Origin of the sequence: Leclercia sp. GLN_9 (genome assembly GCF_043105735.1) — a bacterium.
In the GTDB taxonomy this organism is placed as follows: Bacteria; Pseudomonadota; Gammaproteobacteria; order Enterobacterales; family Enterobacteriaceae; genus Enterobacter; species Enterobacter adecarboxylatus.
Map to the genome: position 1 here is coordinate 143,410 of NZ_JBICLV010000005.1, position 16,237 is coordinate 159,646.

At 54.3% G+C, this 16,237-nt stretch carries 16 protein-coding genes, 6 tRNA genes and 1 other RNA gene; 9 read left to right on the plus strand and 14 right to left on the minus strand.

The window, feature by feature from the left end; translation table 11 throughout:
• Positions 1-36: 36 nt before the first annotated feature.
• Positions 37-948, plus strand: a complete 912-nt coding sequence (gene cysM, locus ACF8PE_RS03070; RefSeq protein WP_059307434.1) for a cysteine synthase CysM — start codon at positions 37-39, stop codon at positions 946-948.
• 5 nt (positions 949-953) lie between these two features.
• Positions 954-1,790 carry a pyridoxine/pyridoxal/pyridoxamine kinase gene (pdxK, locus tag ACF8PE_RS03075; RefSeq protein WP_392494562.1) on the plus strand — a complete coding sequence of 279 codons (837 nt, stop codon included), beginning with the start codon at positions 954-956 and terminating at the stop codon, positions 1,788-1,790.
• 48 nt (positions 1,791-1,838) lie between these two features.
• On the opposite strand, the gene crr is transcribed toward pdxK, so the two are convergent.
• From crr to cysZ, 5 genes are all read right to left on the minus strand, one after another.
• Entirely contained in the window at positions 1,839-2,342 is a 504-nt protein-coding gene (crr, locus tag ACF8PE_RS03080; RefSeq protein ID WP_032612978.1) for a PTS glucose transporter subunit IIA, read from the minus strand.
• Between the two features lie 43 nt (positions 2,343-2,385).
• The gene (gene ptsI / locus ACF8PE_RS03085) at positions 2,386-4,113 is read right to left on the minus strand and encodes a phosphoenolpyruvate-protein phosphotransferase PtsI (protein WP_032612975.1); all 1,728 of its coding nucleotides are present in this window, start codon (positions 4,111-4,113) and stop codon (positions 2,386-2,388) included.
• Positions 4,114-4,158: 45 nt separating this feature from the next.
• On the minus strand, positions 4,159-4,416 hold the full coding sequence (ptsH, locus tag ACF8PE_RS03090; RefSeq protein WP_000487600.1) for a phosphocarrier protein Hpr: 258 nt from the start codon (positions 4,414-4,416) through the stop codon (positions 4,159-4,161).
• A gap of 379 nt (positions 4,417-4,795) precedes the next feature.
• Positions 4,796-5,767 carry a cysteine synthase A gene (gene cysK / locus ACF8PE_RS03095; RefSeq protein ID WP_130588425.1) on the minus strand — a complete coding sequence of 324 codons (972 nt, stop codon included), beginning with the start codon at positions 5,765-5,767 and terminating at the stop codon, positions 4,796-4,798.
• A gap of 154 nt (positions 5,768-5,921) precedes the next feature.
• Positions 5,922-6,683, minus strand: coding sequence for a sulfate transporter CysZ (cysZ, locus tag ACF8PE_RS03100; RefSeq protein WP_032612971.1), 762 nt, complete (start codon positions 6,681-6,683; stop codon positions 5,922-5,924).
• A 230-nt stretch (positions 6,684-6,913) separates the two neighbouring features.
• Between cysZ and zipA the strand changes: the two genes are divergently transcribed.
• From zipA to ACF8PE_RS03115, 3 genes are all read left to right on the plus strand, one after another.
• Positions 6,914-7,897, plus strand: a complete 984-nt coding sequence (gene zipA / locus ACF8PE_RS03105; protein ID WP_392494573.1) for a cell division protein ZipA — start codon at positions 6,914-6,916, stop codon at positions 7,895-7,897.
• 68 nt (positions 7,898-7,965) lie between these two features.
• Complete coding sequence (ligA, locus tag ACF8PE_RS03110; protein ID WP_392494575.1) at positions 7,966-9,981, plus strand: NAD-dependent DNA ligase LigA; 2,016 nt, start codon at positions 7,966-7,968, stop codon at positions 9,979-9,981.
• A gap of 1 nt (position 9,982) precedes the next feature.
• Positions 9,983-10,198 carry a DUF3820 family protein gene (locus ACF8PE_RS03115; protein WP_032612964.1) on the plus strand — a complete coding sequence of 72 codons (216 nt, stop codon included), beginning with the start codon at positions 9,983-9,985 and terminating at the stop codon, positions 10,196-10,198.
• On the opposite strand, the gene ACF8PE_RS03120 is transcribed toward ACF8PE_RS03115, so the two are convergent.
• A complete protein-coding gene (locus ACF8PE_RS03120) occupies positions 10,195-11,193 on the minus strand; it encodes a bile acid:sodium symporter family protein (protein ID WP_392494577.1) in 999 nt (332 codons plus the stop codon). The genes ACF8PE_RS03115 and ACF8PE_RS03120 overlap by 4 nt on opposite strands.
• Positions 11,194-11,282: 89 nt before the next feature.
• Here ACF8PE_RS03120 and ACF8PE_RS03125 point away from each other — a divergent pair, with 89 nt between their 5' ends.
• On the plus strand, positions 11,283-12,218 hold the full coding sequence (locus tag ACF8PE_RS03125) for a LysR substrate-binding domain-containing protein (RefSeq protein WP_392494579.1): 936 nt from the start codon (positions 11,283-11,285) through the stop codon (positions 12,216-12,218).
• Here ACF8PE_RS03125 and ACF8PE_RS03130 read toward each other — a convergent pair.
• The 6 genes from ACF8PE_RS03130 to ACF8PE_RS03155 form a co-directional block, all read right to left on the minus strand.
• Positions 12,215-12,556 carry a FlxA-like family protein gene (locus tag ACF8PE_RS03130; protein ID WP_103793024.1) on the minus strand — a complete coding sequence of 114 codons (342 nt, stop codon included), beginning with the start codon at positions 12,554-12,556 and terminating at the stop codon, positions 12,215-12,217. The genes ACF8PE_RS03125 and ACF8PE_RS03130 overlap by 4 nt on opposite strands.
• A gap of 230 nt (positions 12,557-12,786) precedes the next feature.
• Positions 12,787-12,910: non-coding RNA, RtT sRNA (locus tag ACF8PE_RS03135), on the minus strand.
• 29 nt (positions 12,911-12,939) lie between these two features.
• Positions 12,940-13,015 (minus strand) — tRNA-Lys (locus ACF8PE_RS03140).
• A 4-nt stretch (positions 13,016-13,019) separates the two neighbouring features.
• A tRNA-Val gene (locus ACF8PE_RS03145) sits at positions 13,020-13,095 on the minus strand.
• A 29-nt stretch (positions 13,096-13,124) separates the two neighbouring features.
• Positions 13,125-13,200, minus strand: a tRNA-Val gene (locus ACF8PE_RS03150).
• A gap of 42 nt (positions 13,201-13,242) precedes the next feature.
• Positions 13,243-13,318, minus strand: a tRNA-Val gene (locus ACF8PE_RS03155).
• 257 nt (positions 13,319-13,575) lie between these two features.
• Here ACF8PE_RS03155 and gltX point away from each other — a divergent pair.
• Entirely contained in the window at positions 13,576-14,991 is a 1,416-nt protein-coding gene (gene gltX / locus ACF8PE_RS03160; RefSeq protein ID WP_032612956.1) for a glutamate--tRNA ligase, read from the plus strand.
• A 44-nt stretch (positions 14,992-15,035) separates the two neighbouring features.
• Here gltX and ACF8PE_RS03165 read toward each other — a convergent pair whose 3' ends face one another.
• Together ACF8PE_RS03165 and ACF8PE_RS03170 are read right to left on the minus strand one after the other, a co-directional pair.
• On the minus strand, positions 15,036-15,431 hold the full coding sequence (locus ACF8PE_RS03165; protein WP_144836770.1) for a YfeC-like transcriptional regulator: 396 nt from the start codon (positions 15,429-15,431) through the stop codon (positions 15,036-15,038).
• A gap of 1 nt (position 15,432) precedes the next feature.
• A complete protein-coding gene (locus tag ACF8PE_RS03170) occupies positions 15,433-15,792 on the minus strand; it encodes a YfeC-like transcriptional regulator (RefSeq protein WP_392494582.1) in 360 nt (119 codons plus the stop codon).
• A 220-nt stretch (positions 15,793-16,012) separates the two neighbouring features.
• Between ACF8PE_RS03170 and ACF8PE_RS03175 the strand changes: the two genes are divergently transcribed.
• Both ACF8PE_RS03175 and ACF8PE_RS03180 read left to right on the plus strand, forming a co-directional pair.
• Positions 16,013-16,088 (plus strand) — tRNA-Ala (locus tag ACF8PE_RS03175).
• Positions 16,089-16,129: 41 nt separating this feature from the next.
• Positions 16,130-16,205, plus strand: a tRNA-Ala gene (locus tag ACF8PE_RS03180).
• The last annotated feature ends 32 nt before the right edge of the window (positions 16,206-16,237 follow it).

Here is a 16,237-nt window from a genome sequence, read left to right on the forward strand (position 1 = left end):
GCGAAGCGCCACCCGGCTTTTTATTGAGTAAAAATCGTGAATACACTCGAAGACACCATCGGTAATACCCCTCTGATCAAACTGCAGCGCATGGGGCCGGACAACGGCAGCGAAATCTGGATCAAACTGGAAGGCAATAACCCGGCGGGTTCGGTCAAAGACCGCGCCGCGCTGTCGATGATTGTCGAGGCGGAAAAGCGCGGTGAAATCAAACCCGGCGATGTGCTGATCGAGGCGACCAGCGGCAACACCGGCATCGCGCTGGCGATGATTGCCGCCCTGAAAGGCTATCGCATGAAGCTGCTGATGCCGGACAACATGAGCCAGGAGCGCCGTGCCGCGATGCTGGCCTATGGTGCTGAGTTAATCCTCGTCAGCAAAGAGCAGGGGATGGAGGGGGCACGCGATCTGGCTCTAGAGATGGCGAACCGGGGTGAAGGCAAGCTGCTGGATCAGTTCAACAACCCTGATAACCCGTACGCACACTACACCACTACCGGCCCGGAAATCTGGCGGCAGACGTCAGGCCGCATCACCCATTTCGTCTCCAGCATGGGCACCACCGGCACCATCACCGGCGTCTCCCGCTTTCTGCGCGAGCAGGACAAGGCGGTGACCATTGTCGGCCTGCAGCCTGAAGAGGGCAGCAGCATTCCGGGTATTCGCCGCTGGCCCGCAGAGTATATGCCGGGCATTTTTAATGCCTCGCTTGTGGACCAGGTGCTGGATATTCATCAGCGCGAGGCGGAAAATACCATGCGTGAACTGGCCGTGCGTGAAGGGGTCTTCTGCGGCGTCAGTTCGGGTGGCGCGGTAGCCGGCGCTCTGCGGGTGGCCGCGGCAACGCCGGGGGCAGTGGTGGTGGCGATCATCTGCGATCGCGGCGATCGCTACCTCTCTACCGGCGTGTTTGGTGAGGAGAGTTATGCGCAGGGCGCAGGGATCTAAACGCGATGGAAATGATTCTATTCCGGGACAAAACCCGGGCACAGCAGACCGATATTGTGGCTGTGCAGTCGCAGGTGGTGTACGGCAGCGTGGGTAACAGCATTGCGGTGCCCAATATTCGCCAGCATCACCTCAACGTGACGGCGATACCGACGGTATTGTTCAGTAATACCCCGCACTACGACACCTTTTACGGCGGGATAATCCCCGACGAGTGGTTCAGTGGCTACCTGAAGGCGCTGGACGAGCGCGACATATTGCGCGAGCTGAAAGCAGTCACCACTGGGTATATGGGGAGCGCCAGCCAGATTGCCCTGTTGGCCGACTGGCTACGTGCGGTAAAGGCGCAGCATCCCGATGTGCTGATTTTGGTTGACCCGGTAATTGGTGACACTGACAGCGGAACCTACGTCAAACCCGAGATCCCGGAAGCCTACCGCCAGCATCTGCTGCCGTTGGCGCAGGGTATTACGCCGAACGTCTACGAACTGGAAGTGCTCAGCGGCAAGTCTTGCCGGGATAACGCCAGCGCCATTGCCGCTGCCAGAGGGCTACTTTCCGATACCCTGCAGTGGGTGGCAATCACCAGCGCGCCGGTGGCCGGGGATGCTGACAACATCCACGTGGTGCTTGTTTCCCATGATGATGTGACGGTCAGCGCCCACCCACGCATCAAAGCCGACCTGAAAGGTACAGGGGATCTTTTTTGTTCTGAGCTGGTCAGTGCCCTGGTGCAACGCGAGAGCGTGGCCGCGGCGATAAGCCGGGCAGGGGACAGGGTGACGCAAGTGATGCAGTACACCCAGGAGAAGTGTTACGACGAGCTGGTTCTGCCGGCCTGACAAACAAAAATGGCGCCCGAAGGCGCCATTTTTCTGTGTGGCAAGAAATTACTTCTTGATGCGGATAACCGGGGTTTCACCCACGGTCACGCTGCCAGACAGTTTGATCAGCTCTTTGATTTCGTCCATGTTGGAGATAACAACCGGAGTCAGGGTAGACTTGGCTTTCTCTTCCAGCAGTGGCAGATCGAATTCAATGACCGGGTCGCCAACTTTAACGCGCTGGCCTTCTTCAGCGATACGCTTGAAGCCTTCGCCTTTCAGTTCGACGGTGTCGATACCGAAGTGAACGAACAGCTCAATACCGCTATCAGATTCGATAGAAAATGCGTGGTTGGTTTCAAAAATCTTACCGATGGTACCATCAACCGGCGCAACCATTTTGTTACCGGTCGGTTTGATAGCAATGCCATCACCAACAATTTTCTCTGCAAACACGACATCCGGCACGTCTTCGATGTTGACGATTTCACCAGACAGCGGAGCAACAATCTCAATAGTTCCGGTGTCGCTGTTGCCTTTGTCACCGAACAGTTTACTAAATAACCCCATTAGCCATCTCTCCTAAGCAGTAAATTGGGCCGCATCTCGTGGATTAGCAGATTGTTTTTTCTTCAATGAACTTGTTAACCAGCGTCATTAACTCGTCCGTTGTCGGTTGAGCAAGAGCCTGCTCTGCTAATACCTTCGCATCTTCGAAGTTCGTGTTACGGATGATCTTCTTGATGCGCGGGATGGAAATGGCGCTCATAGAGAACTCGTCCAGACCCATACCCAGCAACAGAAGTGTAGCACGTTCGTCGCCTGCAAGCTCACCACACATACCAGTCCATTTGCCTTCGGCATGAGAAGCATCAATAACTTGCTTAATAAGCGTCAGCACGGACGGTGACATTGGCTGGTAAAGATGTGAAATCATATCATTACCACGGTCAACTGCCAGGGTGTACTGGGTTAAATCGTTGGTACCAATACTAAAGAAATCGACTTCTTTGGCTAAATGACGGGCAATCGTCGCCGCGGCTGGAGTTTCTACCATCACGCCGATTTCAATTGATTCGTCAAAGGCTTTACCTTCGTCGCGCAGTTCTTGTTTGTAGATCTCAATCTCTTTCTTCAGCGCACGCACTTCTTCAACAGAGATGATCATCGGGAACATGATGCGCAGCTTACCGAAAGCGGAAGCACGCAGGATGGCGCGAACCTGGTCGCGCAGGATCTCTTTACGATCCATCGCGATACGTACTGCACGCCAACCCAGGAACGGGTTCTCTTCTTTCGGGAAGTTCATGTACGGCAGTTCTTTGTCGCCGCCGATGTCCATGGTACGGACGATAACAGCCTGAGAGCCACAAGCTTCCGCTACCGCTTTGTAAGCAGCAAACTGCTCTTCTTCGGTTGGCAGGGCGTCACGGTCCATGAACAGGAATTCGGTACGGTACAGGCCTACACCTTCTGCGCCGTTGCGCTCAGCGCCATCAACGTCACGTACGGTACCGATGTTGGCACACACTTCAACCTGATGTCCGTCCAGCGTAATCGCAGGCAGATCTTTCAGTTTTGCCAGTTCGGCTTTCTCAGTGGCAACCTGTTCCTGAACGGCACGCAGCTGTTCGATTTGTTCGTTGGTTGGGTTGACGTAAACCAGATTGTTTACGGCATCCAGAATCAGATAGTCGTCGTTTTTCACCTGCGCGGTCACGCTACCGGTACCCACGATGGCAGGCAGTTCCAGAGAACGCGCCATGATAGAGGTGTGGGAGGTGCGGCCACCGGCGTCAGTAATGAAACCCAGCACCTTGTTCAGGTTCAGCTGTGCGGTTTCTGACGGGGTCAGGTCAGCAGCAACCAGGATTACTTCGTCCTGAATTGCGCTCAGATCGATAATGGCCAGGCCGAGGATGTTACGCAGCAGACGCTTACCAATGTCACGCACGTCAGCCGCGCGCTCTTTCAGGTATTCATCGTCCAGCTCTTCCAGGGCAGTCGCCTGACCTTCGATAACTTCATGCGCAGCCGCGTCGGCCGTCATGCCTTTATCTTTAATCAGGGCTATGATTTCCTGCTCCAGCTCCTCATCTTCGAGCAACATGATGTGCCCTTCGAAGATGGCTTCTTTTTCTTCACCGAAAGTTTCGCCAGCTTTAGTTTTGATCGTTTCCAGCTGCGCAGATGCTTTTGCACGGCCACTCAGAAAACGCTCAACTTCCTGATTTACCTTATCAGCAGAAATTTTTTTCCGGTCGATGACGATCTCGTCTTCTTTCAGCAGCAATGCTTTGCCGAAAGCGATACCCGGGGATGCTAAAATGCCTGAAATCATAACCCTACCTTACTTGTGACTGATTTTTACAAAGAACCCGGAAACTTACTCGAGCTCAGCCATCAGTTTTACCAGATGCTCAACTGCTTTCTGCTCGTCTTCGCCTTCCGCGGAGATGGTCACAACGGTGCCCTGAGTCAGACCCAGAGTCTGCAGTTTGAACAGGCTTTTTGCGCTGGCGCTTTTGCCGTTGGAAGTCACAGTGATCTCAGAAGTGAAGCCTTTCGCTTCTTTAACAAACTGAGCAGCAGGGCGGGTGTGCAGACCGTTCGGAGCGGTAATGGTAACTTCTTGCTGGAACATTGTATTTCCCCAACTTATTGGTTTAGTGTTGTGGAACTAAAGTCTAGCCTGGCGGCATGACTTTAGCCTGTATAGTTAGCACCGGCTTAACGGCACGAGGCACAGATGTGTCAAACGTTTTCCGCTACTGGCATGTCAGGCTGCTGACGTTTCGTTCGACATTAAACATTATGCCGCGAAAGCAAGACTTGAACCAAATCATAAAATCGATTCAGCAGCGGTAATTCGTGTATCGATTAATTTCGTGCTTCAAAATAATTGTCAGCTTAAATACCAGAGCCAACAGGGTGAAGCAATGCCAGAAGAGATAAAACTTTGAAGCAGGCCACAAAAAAGCACCCGAATGGGTGCTTTTTTACGCGATATTTACATTTTGGCACTACTGTTGCAGTTCTTTCTCTGTAAAGAGATCGGCAAACAGTGCAGTACTCAAATAACGCTCACCCGAGGATGGAAGAATAACCACGATATTCTTATTGGTAAAGGTTTCATCTTCAAGTAATTGCAGCGCTGCGGCAACCGCAGCACCCGAAGAGATCCCCGCCAGAATACCTTCTTCTTCCATCAGACGACGGGCGGTAGAGATGGCTTCCTCGTTGGTGATAGCGACAACTTTGTCGATCAGTTTCAGATCCAGGTTGCCTGGAATGAAGCCTGCACCGATACCCTGAATCTTATGCGGGCCAGGTTTCAGCTCTTCACCTGCCAGCGCCTGAGCAATAACCGGAGAATCGGTTGGCTCCACGGCAACGGTAATCAGATCTTTTTTACCTTTTGTACCTTTAATATAGCGGCTAACACCCGTAAGCGTCCCGCCGGTACCGACACCTGAGATAAACACATCAACCTGACCGTCGGTATCTTCCCAGATTTCCGGGCCGGTGGTCTTCTCGTGAATTTCCGGGTTAGCCGGGTTGCTGAACTGCTGCAGCAGCAGATATTTGGCCGGATCGCTGGCCACAATCTCTTCGGCTTTCTGGATGGCGCCCTTCATCCCTTTTGCGCCTTCCGTTAAGACCAGGTTCGCACCCAGCGCCTTCAGCAGCTTGCGACGTTCAATGCTCATGGTTTCCGGCATGGTCAGCGTCAGCTTGTAACCCCGAGCGGCAGCCACGTAAGCCAGGGCAATACCGGTGTTACCGCTGGTTGGCTCCACCAGTTCAACGCCAGGCTTCAACACGCCACGCTTTTCCGCATCCCAAATCATATTGGCACCGATACGGCATTTCACGCTGAAGCTTGGGTTACGAGATTCTACCTTCGCCAGAATGCGTCCATTACCGATACGGTTCAGTCGAACCAGGGGCGTGTGACCGATAGTCAGCGAGTTGTCTTCATAAATCTTACTCATGGCCTGTCCTTAACTGTTTGAAATTGGGATACCGACCCAGCATACCTGTTGAATAAGTATGGGGAAGTAAGGAATTCGCATATCTATATGCTGATGAGAAATAATGCTATCCAGTATGGAATAAGGGATGGCATAAGCCATCCCTTTATTTACCTTATTTCCACAATGCGTGTTTATCACGGTAACAATCGACCCACATCGCCGTCGCGCCGCAAACCGCAACCGGCATGATGAACAGATTCAGGAACGGGATCATCGTGAACAGGCTGGTGAGCGCGCCAAACTGCATATTGGTCATCTTGCGCGCGCGCAGGGCAGTCCGCATCTCTTTAAACGGGACTTTGTGATTATCGAACGGGTAGTCGCAATACTGGATCGCCAGCATCCACGCGCTGAACAGGAACCATAACACCGGCGCAACCGTCTGCCCGATACCCGGAATAAAGTAGAGGATCAGTAACACAATGGCACGCGGCAAGTACCAGGCGAACTTCTGCCATTCACGTTTCATAATGCGCGGCAGATCTTTCATGATGCCCAGCACACCGGTGTCCGGCGGCGTAGCGCCCGTCAGTCGCGCTTCCAGCTGTTCGGCCAGCAGCCCATTAAAGGGGGCCGCTATCCAGTTGGCCAGGGTTGAGAAAAAGTAGCCAAACACCAACAGCACCGAGACGATAGCCACGGGCCATAGCAGATAGCTCAGCCACTGCAGCCAGTCGGGGACGTGGCTCATGAGTGCCGGGATCCAGGTATCCAGGCGGGTAAACAGCCACCAGAAGGCACCCCCCATCAGCAGAATATTAATCAGCAGCGGAAGGATCACAAAACGGCGGATGCCTGGCAGCGAAACCAGTTTCCAGCCCTGTGAGAAGTACCACACGCCGCTACGGGGAGGGGAAGACGTTGATGAAACCATAACCAGGTTGAGCTCCTTTTATCACAACCAGTGAAGTTGCCTGCCTATATTAGCCAGTTGCGGCACGTTGACCAGTTCGGAAATGTTCGAAAAAACAGCAAAAAGCACGATTTAGTTCATCTTTATGCTGCGAATGCTCTGCATACACTTGCACTTGACGTAATCGGCAAATACTCTTAGTGAGTAAATGTTTGCCGTGGTGGCAAGGTGTTAGAACAACAGAGAATATAATGATGCAGGATTTGCGTCTGATATTAATCATTGTTGGCGCGATCGCCATAATCACTTTACTGGTACATGGTTTCTGGACCAGCCGTAAAGAGCGCTCTTCTATGTTTCGCGATCGCCCACTGAAGCGCATGAAGTCTACCCGTGACGACGATAGCGATGACGATATCGAAGAAATGGAAGACGAGGGTGTGGGTGAAGTACGCGTTCATCGGGCCAATACTGCGCCCGGCGCAGGCCATGGGGAGCATGAAGCGCCTCGTCAGCCTCCGCAGCATCAGTACCAGCCGCCTTATGCATCTGCTCAGCCGCGCCCTGCTGCGCCGCCGCAGCCTGTGGTCGAGCCGGTACACCAGCCGCAGCCCCAACCGCAACCGCAGCAGCATGAGCCTGTGCGCCAGCAACCAGTGCCACAACCTCAGCACGTCACTCAGCCTGCACCACAGCCGGTCGTCCAGCAGGCACCTCAGCCTGTCGCGCCAGCGCCGCAACCGGCCCCTGCGCCTGTTGTGGAGCCAGAGCCGGTAGTCGAAGCGGCACCACCAGTGGCGGAAAAACCGCAGCGCAAAGAGACGGTCATTGTCATGAGCGTGGCGGCCCATCATGGCACCACTATCAACGGCGAAGTGCTGCTCAACAGCATTCAGCAGGCCGGCTTCAAGTTTGGCGATATGAATATCTTCCATCGTCACCTTAGCCCGGACGGAAGTGGTCCTTCGCTGTTCAGCCTGGCGAACATGGTTAACCCGGGCACCTTTGACCCGGAAATGACCGGTGATTTCACCACGCCGGGCGTGACCATCTTTATGCAGGTGCCGTCTTATGGCGATGAACTGCAAAACTTTAAGCTGATGCTGCAGTCTGCCCAGCATATCGCGGACGAAGTCGGCGGCATGGTGCTCGACGATCAGCGTCGAATGATGACGCCGCAGAAACTGCGCGAGTATCAGGACCGTATCCGCGAAGTAAAAGAAGCTAACGCGTAAGTCTCCGCGTTTGTTTCACATCTCCTCAACCCCCGCATGTCGGGGGTTTTTCTCATTAATGGTGCGACATGGACACAATCGAACAACAACTTACCGAACTGCGAACCACGCTTCGCCACCATGAATATCTTTATCATGTGATGGATGCGCCCGAAGTGCCGGACGCAGAATACGACCGTTTGATGCGTGAACTGCGTGAGCTTGAAGCGCAGCGTCCCGATTTAATTACCCCCGACTCACCGACCCAGCGTGTCGGCGCCGCGCCACTGGCCTTTTTCAGCCAGGTGCGCCATGAAGTGCCCATGCTGTCGCTGGATAACGTCTTTGATGAGGGGAGCTTCCTCGCCTTCAACAAACGCGTCCAGGACCGTCTGAAGCAGACCGATGCCCTGAGCTGGTGTTGCGAGCTGAAACTGGATGGCCTGGCCGTCAGCATTCTGTACGAAAACGGGGTGATGACCCGCGCCGCCACCCGCGGCGACGGTACGACTGGCGAAGACATTACCACCAATGTGCGTACCATCCGCGCCATCCCGCTTAAGCTGCATGGCGATAACATTCCGGCACGTCTGGAAGTGCGCGGTGAAGTGTTCCTCCCGCAGGCCGGATTTGAAAAAATTAATGAAGAAGCGCGCCGCACTGGCGGCAAAATCTTCGCTAACCCGCGCAATGCCGCAGCGGGTTCACTACGCCAGCTGGATCCACGCATTACCGCAAAACGCCCGTTAACTTTCTTCTGTTACGGCGTTGGCATTCTGGAGGGAGGCGAGCTGCCCGATACCCATCTGGGCCGCCTGATGCAATTTAAGGCCTGGGGACTGCCGGTGAGTAACCGTGTGCAGCTGTGCGACTCACCGGAAGCTGTGCTGGCGTTTTATCGTCAGGTTGAAGCAGACCGTCCGACGCTCGGCTTTGATATCGACGGGGTGGTGATCAAAGTAAACTCCCTCGCGCTTCAGGAACAGCTGGGCTTCGTCGCCCGAGCGCCGCGCTGGGCGGTAGCCTTTAAGTTCCCGGCCCAGGAGCAGATGACCTTCGTGCGCGATGTGGAGTTTCAGGTGGGGCGTACCGGCGCGATAACGCCGGTTGCGCGTCTGGAGCCGGTTCAGGTGGCCGGGGTCCTGGTCAGCAACGCGACCCTGCATAACGCCGATGAGATCGACCGTCTGGGGCTGCGTATTGGCGATAAAGTGGTTATCCGCCGTGCCGGGGATGTGATCCCCCAGGTAGTGAATGTTGTGGAATCAGAACATCCTGAGGACACGCGAGCGGTAGAATTCCCCACCCACTGCCCGGTATGCGGCTCAGACGTTGAACGCGTCGAAGGTGAGGCCGTGGCCCGCTGTACTGGCGGTTTAGTTTGCGGCGCCCAGCGTAAAGAGTCGCTGAAACACTTCGTCTCCCGCCGGGCGATGGACGTCGATGGCATGGGCGACAAAATCATCGATCAGCTGGTCGAGAAAGAGTATGTCCATACGCCCGCTGATCTGTTCCGCCTGACGCCGGGTAAGCTGACCGGGCTGGATCGTATGGGGCCGAAATCCGCGCAGAACGTGGCCGACGCACTGGAAAAATCCAAAGACACCACTTTTGCCCGCTTCCTTTATGCGCTGGGTATCCGCGAAGTAGGGGAAGCGACCGCGGCGGGTCTGGCAGCCTATTTTGGTACGCTGGAGGCGCTCGAGAAGGCGACAATCGACGAGCTGCAAAAGGTGCCGGACGTCGGCATTGTGGTCGCCACCCACGTCTTTAACTTCTTCTCAGAAGAGAGCAACCGCGAGGTGATCGGCCAGTTGCTTAACGAAGGCATTCGCTGGCCTGCGCCGCAGGTGATCAACGCCGAAGAGATCGACAGTCCGTTCGCCGGCAAAACGGTGGTACTGACCGGTAGCCTGAGCCAGCTTTCACGCGATGATGCCAAAGCGCGTCTTACGGCACTGGGGGCCAAAGTGGCTGGCAGCGTGTCGAAGAAAACCGACCTGGTGATTGCCGGGGAAGCGGCAGGCTCCAAGCTGGCGAAGGCGCAGGAGCTGGGAATTGACGTAATTGATGAGGCAGAGATGCTGCGTCTGTTGGGAGAGTAACGTGGATAAAGCGCAGCTTATCGAAATAGCCAATACCGAGATGCCGTTCGGGAAGTATAAAGGCCGTCGGCTGATTGATGTGCCCGAAGAGTATTTACTGTGGTTTGCCCGCAAGGATGAGTTTCCTGCCGGGCATCTGGGTGAGCTAATGGCGCTCACGTTACTGATTAAAACCGAAGGGCTGACCCAGCTGGTTCAGCCCCTGCGTCGTCCCTAAACTTTCGCCGTGCTGGCCTGCTCCCGGGCCTGTAACTCATCGGTCTGGCGTTTGTAGCGACGCGCCATGACCGCGCAAATCATGAGCTGCAGCTGGTGGAAGATCATCAGCGGCAGCACCATCATCCCAACCACCGAGGTCGGAAACAGAATGTTGGCCATCGGGATCCCGTTTGCCAGGCTCTTTTTCGAACCACAGAACACAATCGTAATCTCATCTGCTTTGTTAAAGCCAAAGCGGCGCGCAGCAAATACGTTGATGGCAATGACAATCGCCAGCAGTACCAGGCTAACCACCACGATAAACAGCAGCGACCCGACCCCGACTTTATGCCAGATGCCATTGACCACGGCTTCGCTGAATGCTGAGTAAACGACCAGCAGAATCGATGACTGATCGGTTTTGGCAATCCACTTCTTATGCTTCGCCACAAAGGCACCGGTCCACGGACGGGAAAGATGCCCCAGCACAAACGGTAGCAGCAGTTGCAGCATAATTTTGCCTACCTGCTCCAGACTGCCTTCCGCTCCGTGCATGTCCATTACCAGCCCCACCAGCAGTGGCGAAAGGAAAATCCCCAGCAGGCTGGAGGCAGACGCCGAGCAGACGGCTGCCGCCACGTTGCCGCCTGCCATTGAGGTAAAGGCGATCGCCGACTGCACCGTGGCTGGCAAAATACAGAGGTAGAGGAAGCCGGTATACAGCGACGGATCGACATTGATCGGTGCCCACCAGGCAAACAGCACGCCCAACACCGGGAAGACGACAAAGGTGCTGCACATTACCCACAGGTGCAGTCGCCAGTGGCTACCGCCAGAGATAATGGCTTCCCGGGAAAGTTTTGCCCCGTGCATAAAGAACAGCAGCGCGATGGCGGCGGTGGTGAGACCTTCAAAAAAAGGAACAAAACCGCCACGGGCCGGGAAGAAGGAGGACAGCAGGACAACCACGATAAGGGTGATGGTGAACGTGTCGAGTATGCGAAAAAGTTTCATAAACACTCCTGAAAACAGATAGCGCTATTGTGCTTTCTTCCTTTTGAGAAATAAAATTGATTTATTGCATCAATTCATGAGTAAAACAGATGAATTACTCGTTACGGCAGTTGCGTGTTTTTGTTAACGTCGCGCAGGCGAAAAGCTTTAGCCGTGCAGGTGAGATTATCGGCCTGAGCCAGTCGGCGGTCAGTCACAGCGTGAAGGAGCTGGAGCAGCAAACTGGCGTGCGGCTGCTCGACAGAACCACCCGGGAAGTGATACTGACCGAGGCAGGCCAGCAATTAGCGGCCCGGCTGGAGAGGATCCTCGATGAGCTGTCCAGTACGTTACGGGACGTGGGTCGGGTAGGGCAGCAACTCTCCGGGACGGTACGCGTCGCCGCAAGTCAGACCATTTCGGCGCACCTCATTCCGCGCTGCATTGCATTCAGTAATCAGCAGTACCCGGATATTGATTTTGTGCTGCATGACCGACCGCAGCAGTGGGTGCTGGAGAGTATCCGCCAGGGCGAGGTGGACTTTGGGATTGTTATCGATCCCGGGCCGGTGAGCGATCTGGAGTGCGAAGAGGTGCTTTCAGAACCCTTTTTACTTCTCTGCCGCGATGACGACCCGCTTGCGGCACTGGATGAAGTGGCATGGCAGGCGCTACAAGGGGCCAGGCTGGTGTTACAGGATTATGCCTCCGGCAGCCGACCACTTATCGATGCCGCACTTCGTGAGCAGCAGGTGAGGGCGACGATTGTGCAGGAGATTGGCCATCCCGCCACGCTCTTTCCGATGGTAGAAGCCGGGATTGGTATCAGCGTGCTCCCGGCGCTGGCGCTGCCGTTACCCCAGGGAAGCAGGTTAACCGTCAAACGGTTCACGCCGACTATTGAACGTAAGCTGATGCTGGTTCGCCGTAAGAATCGCTCGCTGTCGGGTGCCGCACAGGCGATCTGGGAGGTGGTGCGTATGCAGGCAGAACAACTCACGCAGGCCCGTATACGCGATCCACTGTTTAACGCTGAGGCGCGTTAAACGTAAATATCAATCTCATGCTCAGCGGAAGGTTTGTTCACGCCTTCCACTTTAGCCTGCGCCTGCTCCTGTTTTTGTTTTGATTCTTCAGCCTGGCGTCGTAGTAGCATCTGCAGTTGCGCCTGCAGGCCATCAATCTGCGCTTTGAGTATCTCTTGTTGCTCCTTTTTTTCTTCGGGCGTGCCGCTTCCCAGAGCGATATCTTTAAATTTCTGGCTCAATTTGGAAATTTTGGCCGTGATACTGCTGATTTGCGCGGCAATGCTGTTATCGCTTGAGCCGCTTTTACCGTTACCGCTGGCCTGGATTGGCTGGGTAGATGCCTGAATCGTAGTCATATTAAGATCTCTTGCCGGAAATCCCTTTTATCGGCATAAGCCCGCCTCTACTTGAGGAGACCTGCCAGAAATGACAGGTAACAAGGCGAAACGTTATTGGTATGCAGTACCTGCGGTTGAGCGATTGTTAAAGACGAAAGAGGAAGAGGAGTCACCGTGTGCGGCGGCGAGTGCAGGCAGTGGTTAAATCGCAGATAGCAAAAAAGCGCCTTTAGGGTGCCTTTTTACATTGGTGGGTCGTGCAGGATGACTCGCTTCGCTCGCCCTTCGGGCCGTCGCCTTAAGGCTCCGGTGCCTCACTGCGTTCGGCCCGAACCTGCTGCAGGTTCGAATCGTCCAGATTGCAGATAGCAAAAAAGCGCCTTTAGGGCGCTTTTTTACATTGGTGGGTCGTGCAGGATTCGAACCTGCGACCAATTGATTAAAAGTCAACTGCTCTACCAACTGAGCTAACGACCCGAAATGGTGGGCGATGACGGGCTCGAACCGCCGACCCCCTCCGTGTAAAGGAGATGCTCTACCAACTGAGCTAATCGCCCATTTCGGAACTGCTTTGATAAGGTGAGAATGGTGGGCGATGACGGGCTCGAACCGCCGACCCCCTCCGTGTAAAGGAGATGCTCTACCAACTGAGCTAATCGCCCATTCTCAATTCTTATCTACACTGCGGCATCTATCGAAGTAGATGGTGGGTGATGACGGGCTCGAACCGCCGACCCCCTCCGTGTAAAGGAGATGCTCTACCAACTGAGCTAATCACCCCCGCTGTGTGGAGTCGCATTATAGGGAGAGTTGAAAATGAGTCAACGGCTTTTCTAAAGATTTTGTTCGTTCGTCGTAAAATTAAACAAAACGATCGCGAAACCACCAGTGATGCATGATTTCTAAACAAAAACGACTATGAACAAGGATCTGACAGCAACAAGATTGAGGAATCAGGCTGGAGTGATAGAATATTGCCCACTTTCGTTTCCAGGATATGCCGGTTGTCGGCATCTTTATCACTGTAAGGCCACTTCATGAAAATCAAAACTCGCTTCGCGCCAAGCCCTACTGGCTATCTGCACGTCGGCGGCGCGCGTACTGCTCTCTATTCCTGGCTGTTTGCTCGTAACCAGGGCGGTGAGTTTGTGCTGCGTATCGAAGATACCGATCTCGAACGTTCCACGCCGGAAGCAATCGAAGCCATTATGGATGGTATGAACTGGCTTAATCTGGAGTGGGATGAAGGCCCGTATTTCCAGACCAAACGTTTTGATCGCTATAACGCGGTTATTGATGACATGCTTGAAGCGGGTACAGCTTATAAGTGCTACTGCTCTAAAGAACGTCTGGAAGCCCTGCGCGAAGAGCAGATGGCAAATAATGAAAAGCCTCGTTATGACGGTCGCTGCCGCCACGATCATCAACACCATGAGGCAGACGAGCCATGCGTGGTGCGTTTCGCGAACCCGCAGGAAGGCTCAGTCATCTTTGACGATCAGATCCGCGGCCCGATCGAATTCAGCAACCAGGAGCTGGACGATCTGATCATCCGCCGTACCGATGGTTCCCCTACCTATAACTTCTGTGTTGTGGTAGATGACTGGGATATGGCGATCACCCACGTCGTGCGTGGCGAAGACCATATCAATAACACGCCACGCCAGATCAACATTCTTAAAGCGCTGAATGCACCGGTCCCGGTTTATGCGCACGTGTCGATGATCAACGGCGACGACGGTAAAAAACTTTCCAAACGTCATGGCGCAGTCAGCGTGATGCAGTACCGTGACGACGGCTATCTGCCGGAAGCCCTGCTCAACTATCTGGTGCGTCTGGGCTGGTCCCACGGCGATCAGGAGATCTTCAGCCGTGAAGAGATGATTCAGCTCTTTACTCTGAGTGCGGTAGGTAAGTCTGCCAGTGCGTTTAATACCGATAAACTGCTGTGGCTGAACCATCACTATATCAATACCCTGCCGCCAGAGTATGTTGCGACCCAGCTGCAATGGCATATCGAGCAGGCGAACATCGATACCCGCAACGGTCCTCAACTGGCCGATCTGATTAAGCTTCTGGGCGAGCGTTGTAAAACGCTGAAAGAGATCGCGGAAAACTGCCGCTACTTCTATGAAGAGTATGATGAGTTTGACGCTGACGCTGCTAAAAAGCATCTGCGTCCGGTAGCGCGTCAGCCGCTTGAAGTAGTTCGTGATAAACTGGCCGCCATTACCGACTGGAGCGCTGAGAATGTCCATCATGCCATTCAGGCGACAGCGGATGAGCTGGAAGTCGGGATGGGTAAAGTCGGCATGCCGCTGCGCGTAGCCGTTACCGGCGCAGGTCAGTCTCCGGCGCTGGATGTTACCGTACACGCAATTGGTAAAACCCGCAGCGTGGCGCGTATCAACAGAGCCCTGGACTTTATTGCTGAGCGCGAAAGCCAGCAGTAATCAGGAAGCAAAAAAACAAAACGGCAGGTTACCCTGCCGTTTTTTTATTCTTCTGGCTGATGAATGCTCAGCCGCATGAGAAAACCCTGTACACCTTCTCGTTTAAGCAGCGCGTCGAGCCGCTCCTGTTCCGCTAACGTCATACTCTCCAGCGCGTTGGTGATCCCGGCTAGTACGGCAGCGGGCTTAGTCTCACCGTAGCTGGCTGCGCTCTCTGCCAGTTGGTAGAGCACCTGCCGTTTACGAATAGCCGGAATATTCGAGATGTGCGCACGGACCTGTGCATCAATAGAGATGAGTCGCGCCCGCCCACCTTTAACGCCATTAATGCCTTCTGTCTTCCAGCCATTTTTTCGCACCCAGCGATTGACGGTCTGCCTGGCGACGCCCAGCGTCTCCGCCAGTTCCTCGGTGGTCATTTTGCTACGTAATTTTTTCATATCAGTTTTGATCGCGAATCCCTAAACGTTGCAACAATCCGGTGATCCCTTCCCGGAGTAATAAAGTGGTCAGCTGTTTCTGTTCTGTCGGCGTCATTTCATTAGCCAGCGTCATCAGCAAGGCCTGCAGTGATTTATCTGCAGCCGCTTCCGCTAAGGTCGTCATCTTCGGTGCGCGACGCGCATTGCGAATAAATTCCCGAACTTGCTCATTAACATGGACCAGGCGCGCCTTACCGCCCTGAACGCCAGGTTTTGGCGATGTGGACCATCCCTCTTTACGTACCCATTTATTGATGGTCTGTCGGCTATAGCCAGTGAGCCGGGCCAACTCTTCCGGCGTCATTCGTTCCTTGATCATACAATTTCCTGAGTAAGAGTGTGGTTAATTAGGGGTTCATTTTATAACACCGTTTTACTGGAAAACGTGACAAGATTAACTCCTGGCTGCGAGCATTCTCGCAATGTGATTCATTTGCATGAATTTTCAGCGGTTGAACGCCGGAGTGAAAATTTGCCGTTGACACTCCGCAGTGGAATTCATATTATGCCGCCCGTCAACACGACACGCTTTACGCGATGGGGCTATAGCTCAGCTGGGAGAGCGCTTGCATGGCATGCAAGAGGTCAGCGGTTCGATCCCGCTTAGCTCCACCAAACTCTTATCCCAATAGAGTCTGGTGCGTAAACAAAACTGTGGGGCTATAGCTCAGCTGGGAGAGCGCTTGCATGGCATGCAAGAGGTCAGCGGTTCGATCCCGCTTAGCTCCACCAAAATTTGAACCCTCGCCGAATGGCGGGGGTTT

Bases quoted from the DNA above. Each gene is read 5' to 3' on its own strand.
- pdxK (WP_392494562.1), top strand. From the start codon at position 954: ATGGAAATGATTCTATTCCGGGACAAAACCCGGGCACAGCAGACCGAT.
- ptsH (WP_000487600.1), bottom strand. From the start codon at position 4,416: ATGTTCCAGCAAGAAGTTACCATTACCGCTCCGAACGGTCTGCACACC.
- crr (WP_032612978.1), bottom strand. From the start codon at position 2,342: ATGGGGTTATTTAGTAAACTGTTCGGTGACAAAGGCAACAGCGACACC.
- ACF8PE_RS03125 (WP_392494579.1), top strand. From the start codon at position 11,283: ATGAATTACTCGTTACGGCAGTTGCGTGTTTTTGTTAACGTCGCGCAG.
- ACF8PE_RS03120 (WP_392494577.1), bottom strand. From the start codon at position 11,193: ATGAAACTTTTTCGCATACTCGACACGTTCACCATCACCCTTATCGTG.
- ligA (WP_392494575.1), top strand. From the start codon at position 7,966: ATGGACACAATCGAACAACAACTTACCGAACTGCGAACCACGCTTCGC.
- ACF8PE_RS03165 (WP_144836770.1), bottom strand. From the start codon at position 15,431: ATGAAAAAATTACGTAGCAAAATGACCACCGAGGAACTGGCGGAGACG.
- ptsI (WP_032612975.1), bottom strand. From the start codon at position 4,113: ATGATTTCAGGCATTTTAGCATCCCCGGGTATCGCTTTCGGCAAAGCA.
- cysK (WP_130588425.1), bottom strand. From the start codon at position 5,767: ATGAGTAAGATTTATGAAGACAACTCGCTGACTATCGGTCACACGCCC.
- ACF8PE_RS03170 (WP_392494582.1), bottom strand. From the start codon at position 15,792: ATGATCAAGGAACGAATGACGCCGGAAGAGTTGGCCCGGCTCACTGGC.
- ACF8PE_RS03130 (WP_103793024.1), bottom strand. From the start codon at position 12,556: ATGACTACGATTCAGGCATCTACCCAGCCAATCCAGGCCAGCGGTAAC.
- zipA (WP_392494573.1), top strand. From the start codon at position 6,914: ATGATGCAGGATTTGCGTCTGATATTAATCATTGTTGGCGCGATCGCC.
- gltX (WP_032612956.1), top strand. From the start codon at position 13,576: ATGAAAATCAAAACTCGCTTCGCGCCAAGCCCTACTGGCTATCTGCAC.
- cysZ (WP_032612971.1), bottom strand. From the start codon at position 6,683: ATGGTTTCATCAACGTCTTCCCCTCCCCGTAGCGGCGTGTGGTACTTC.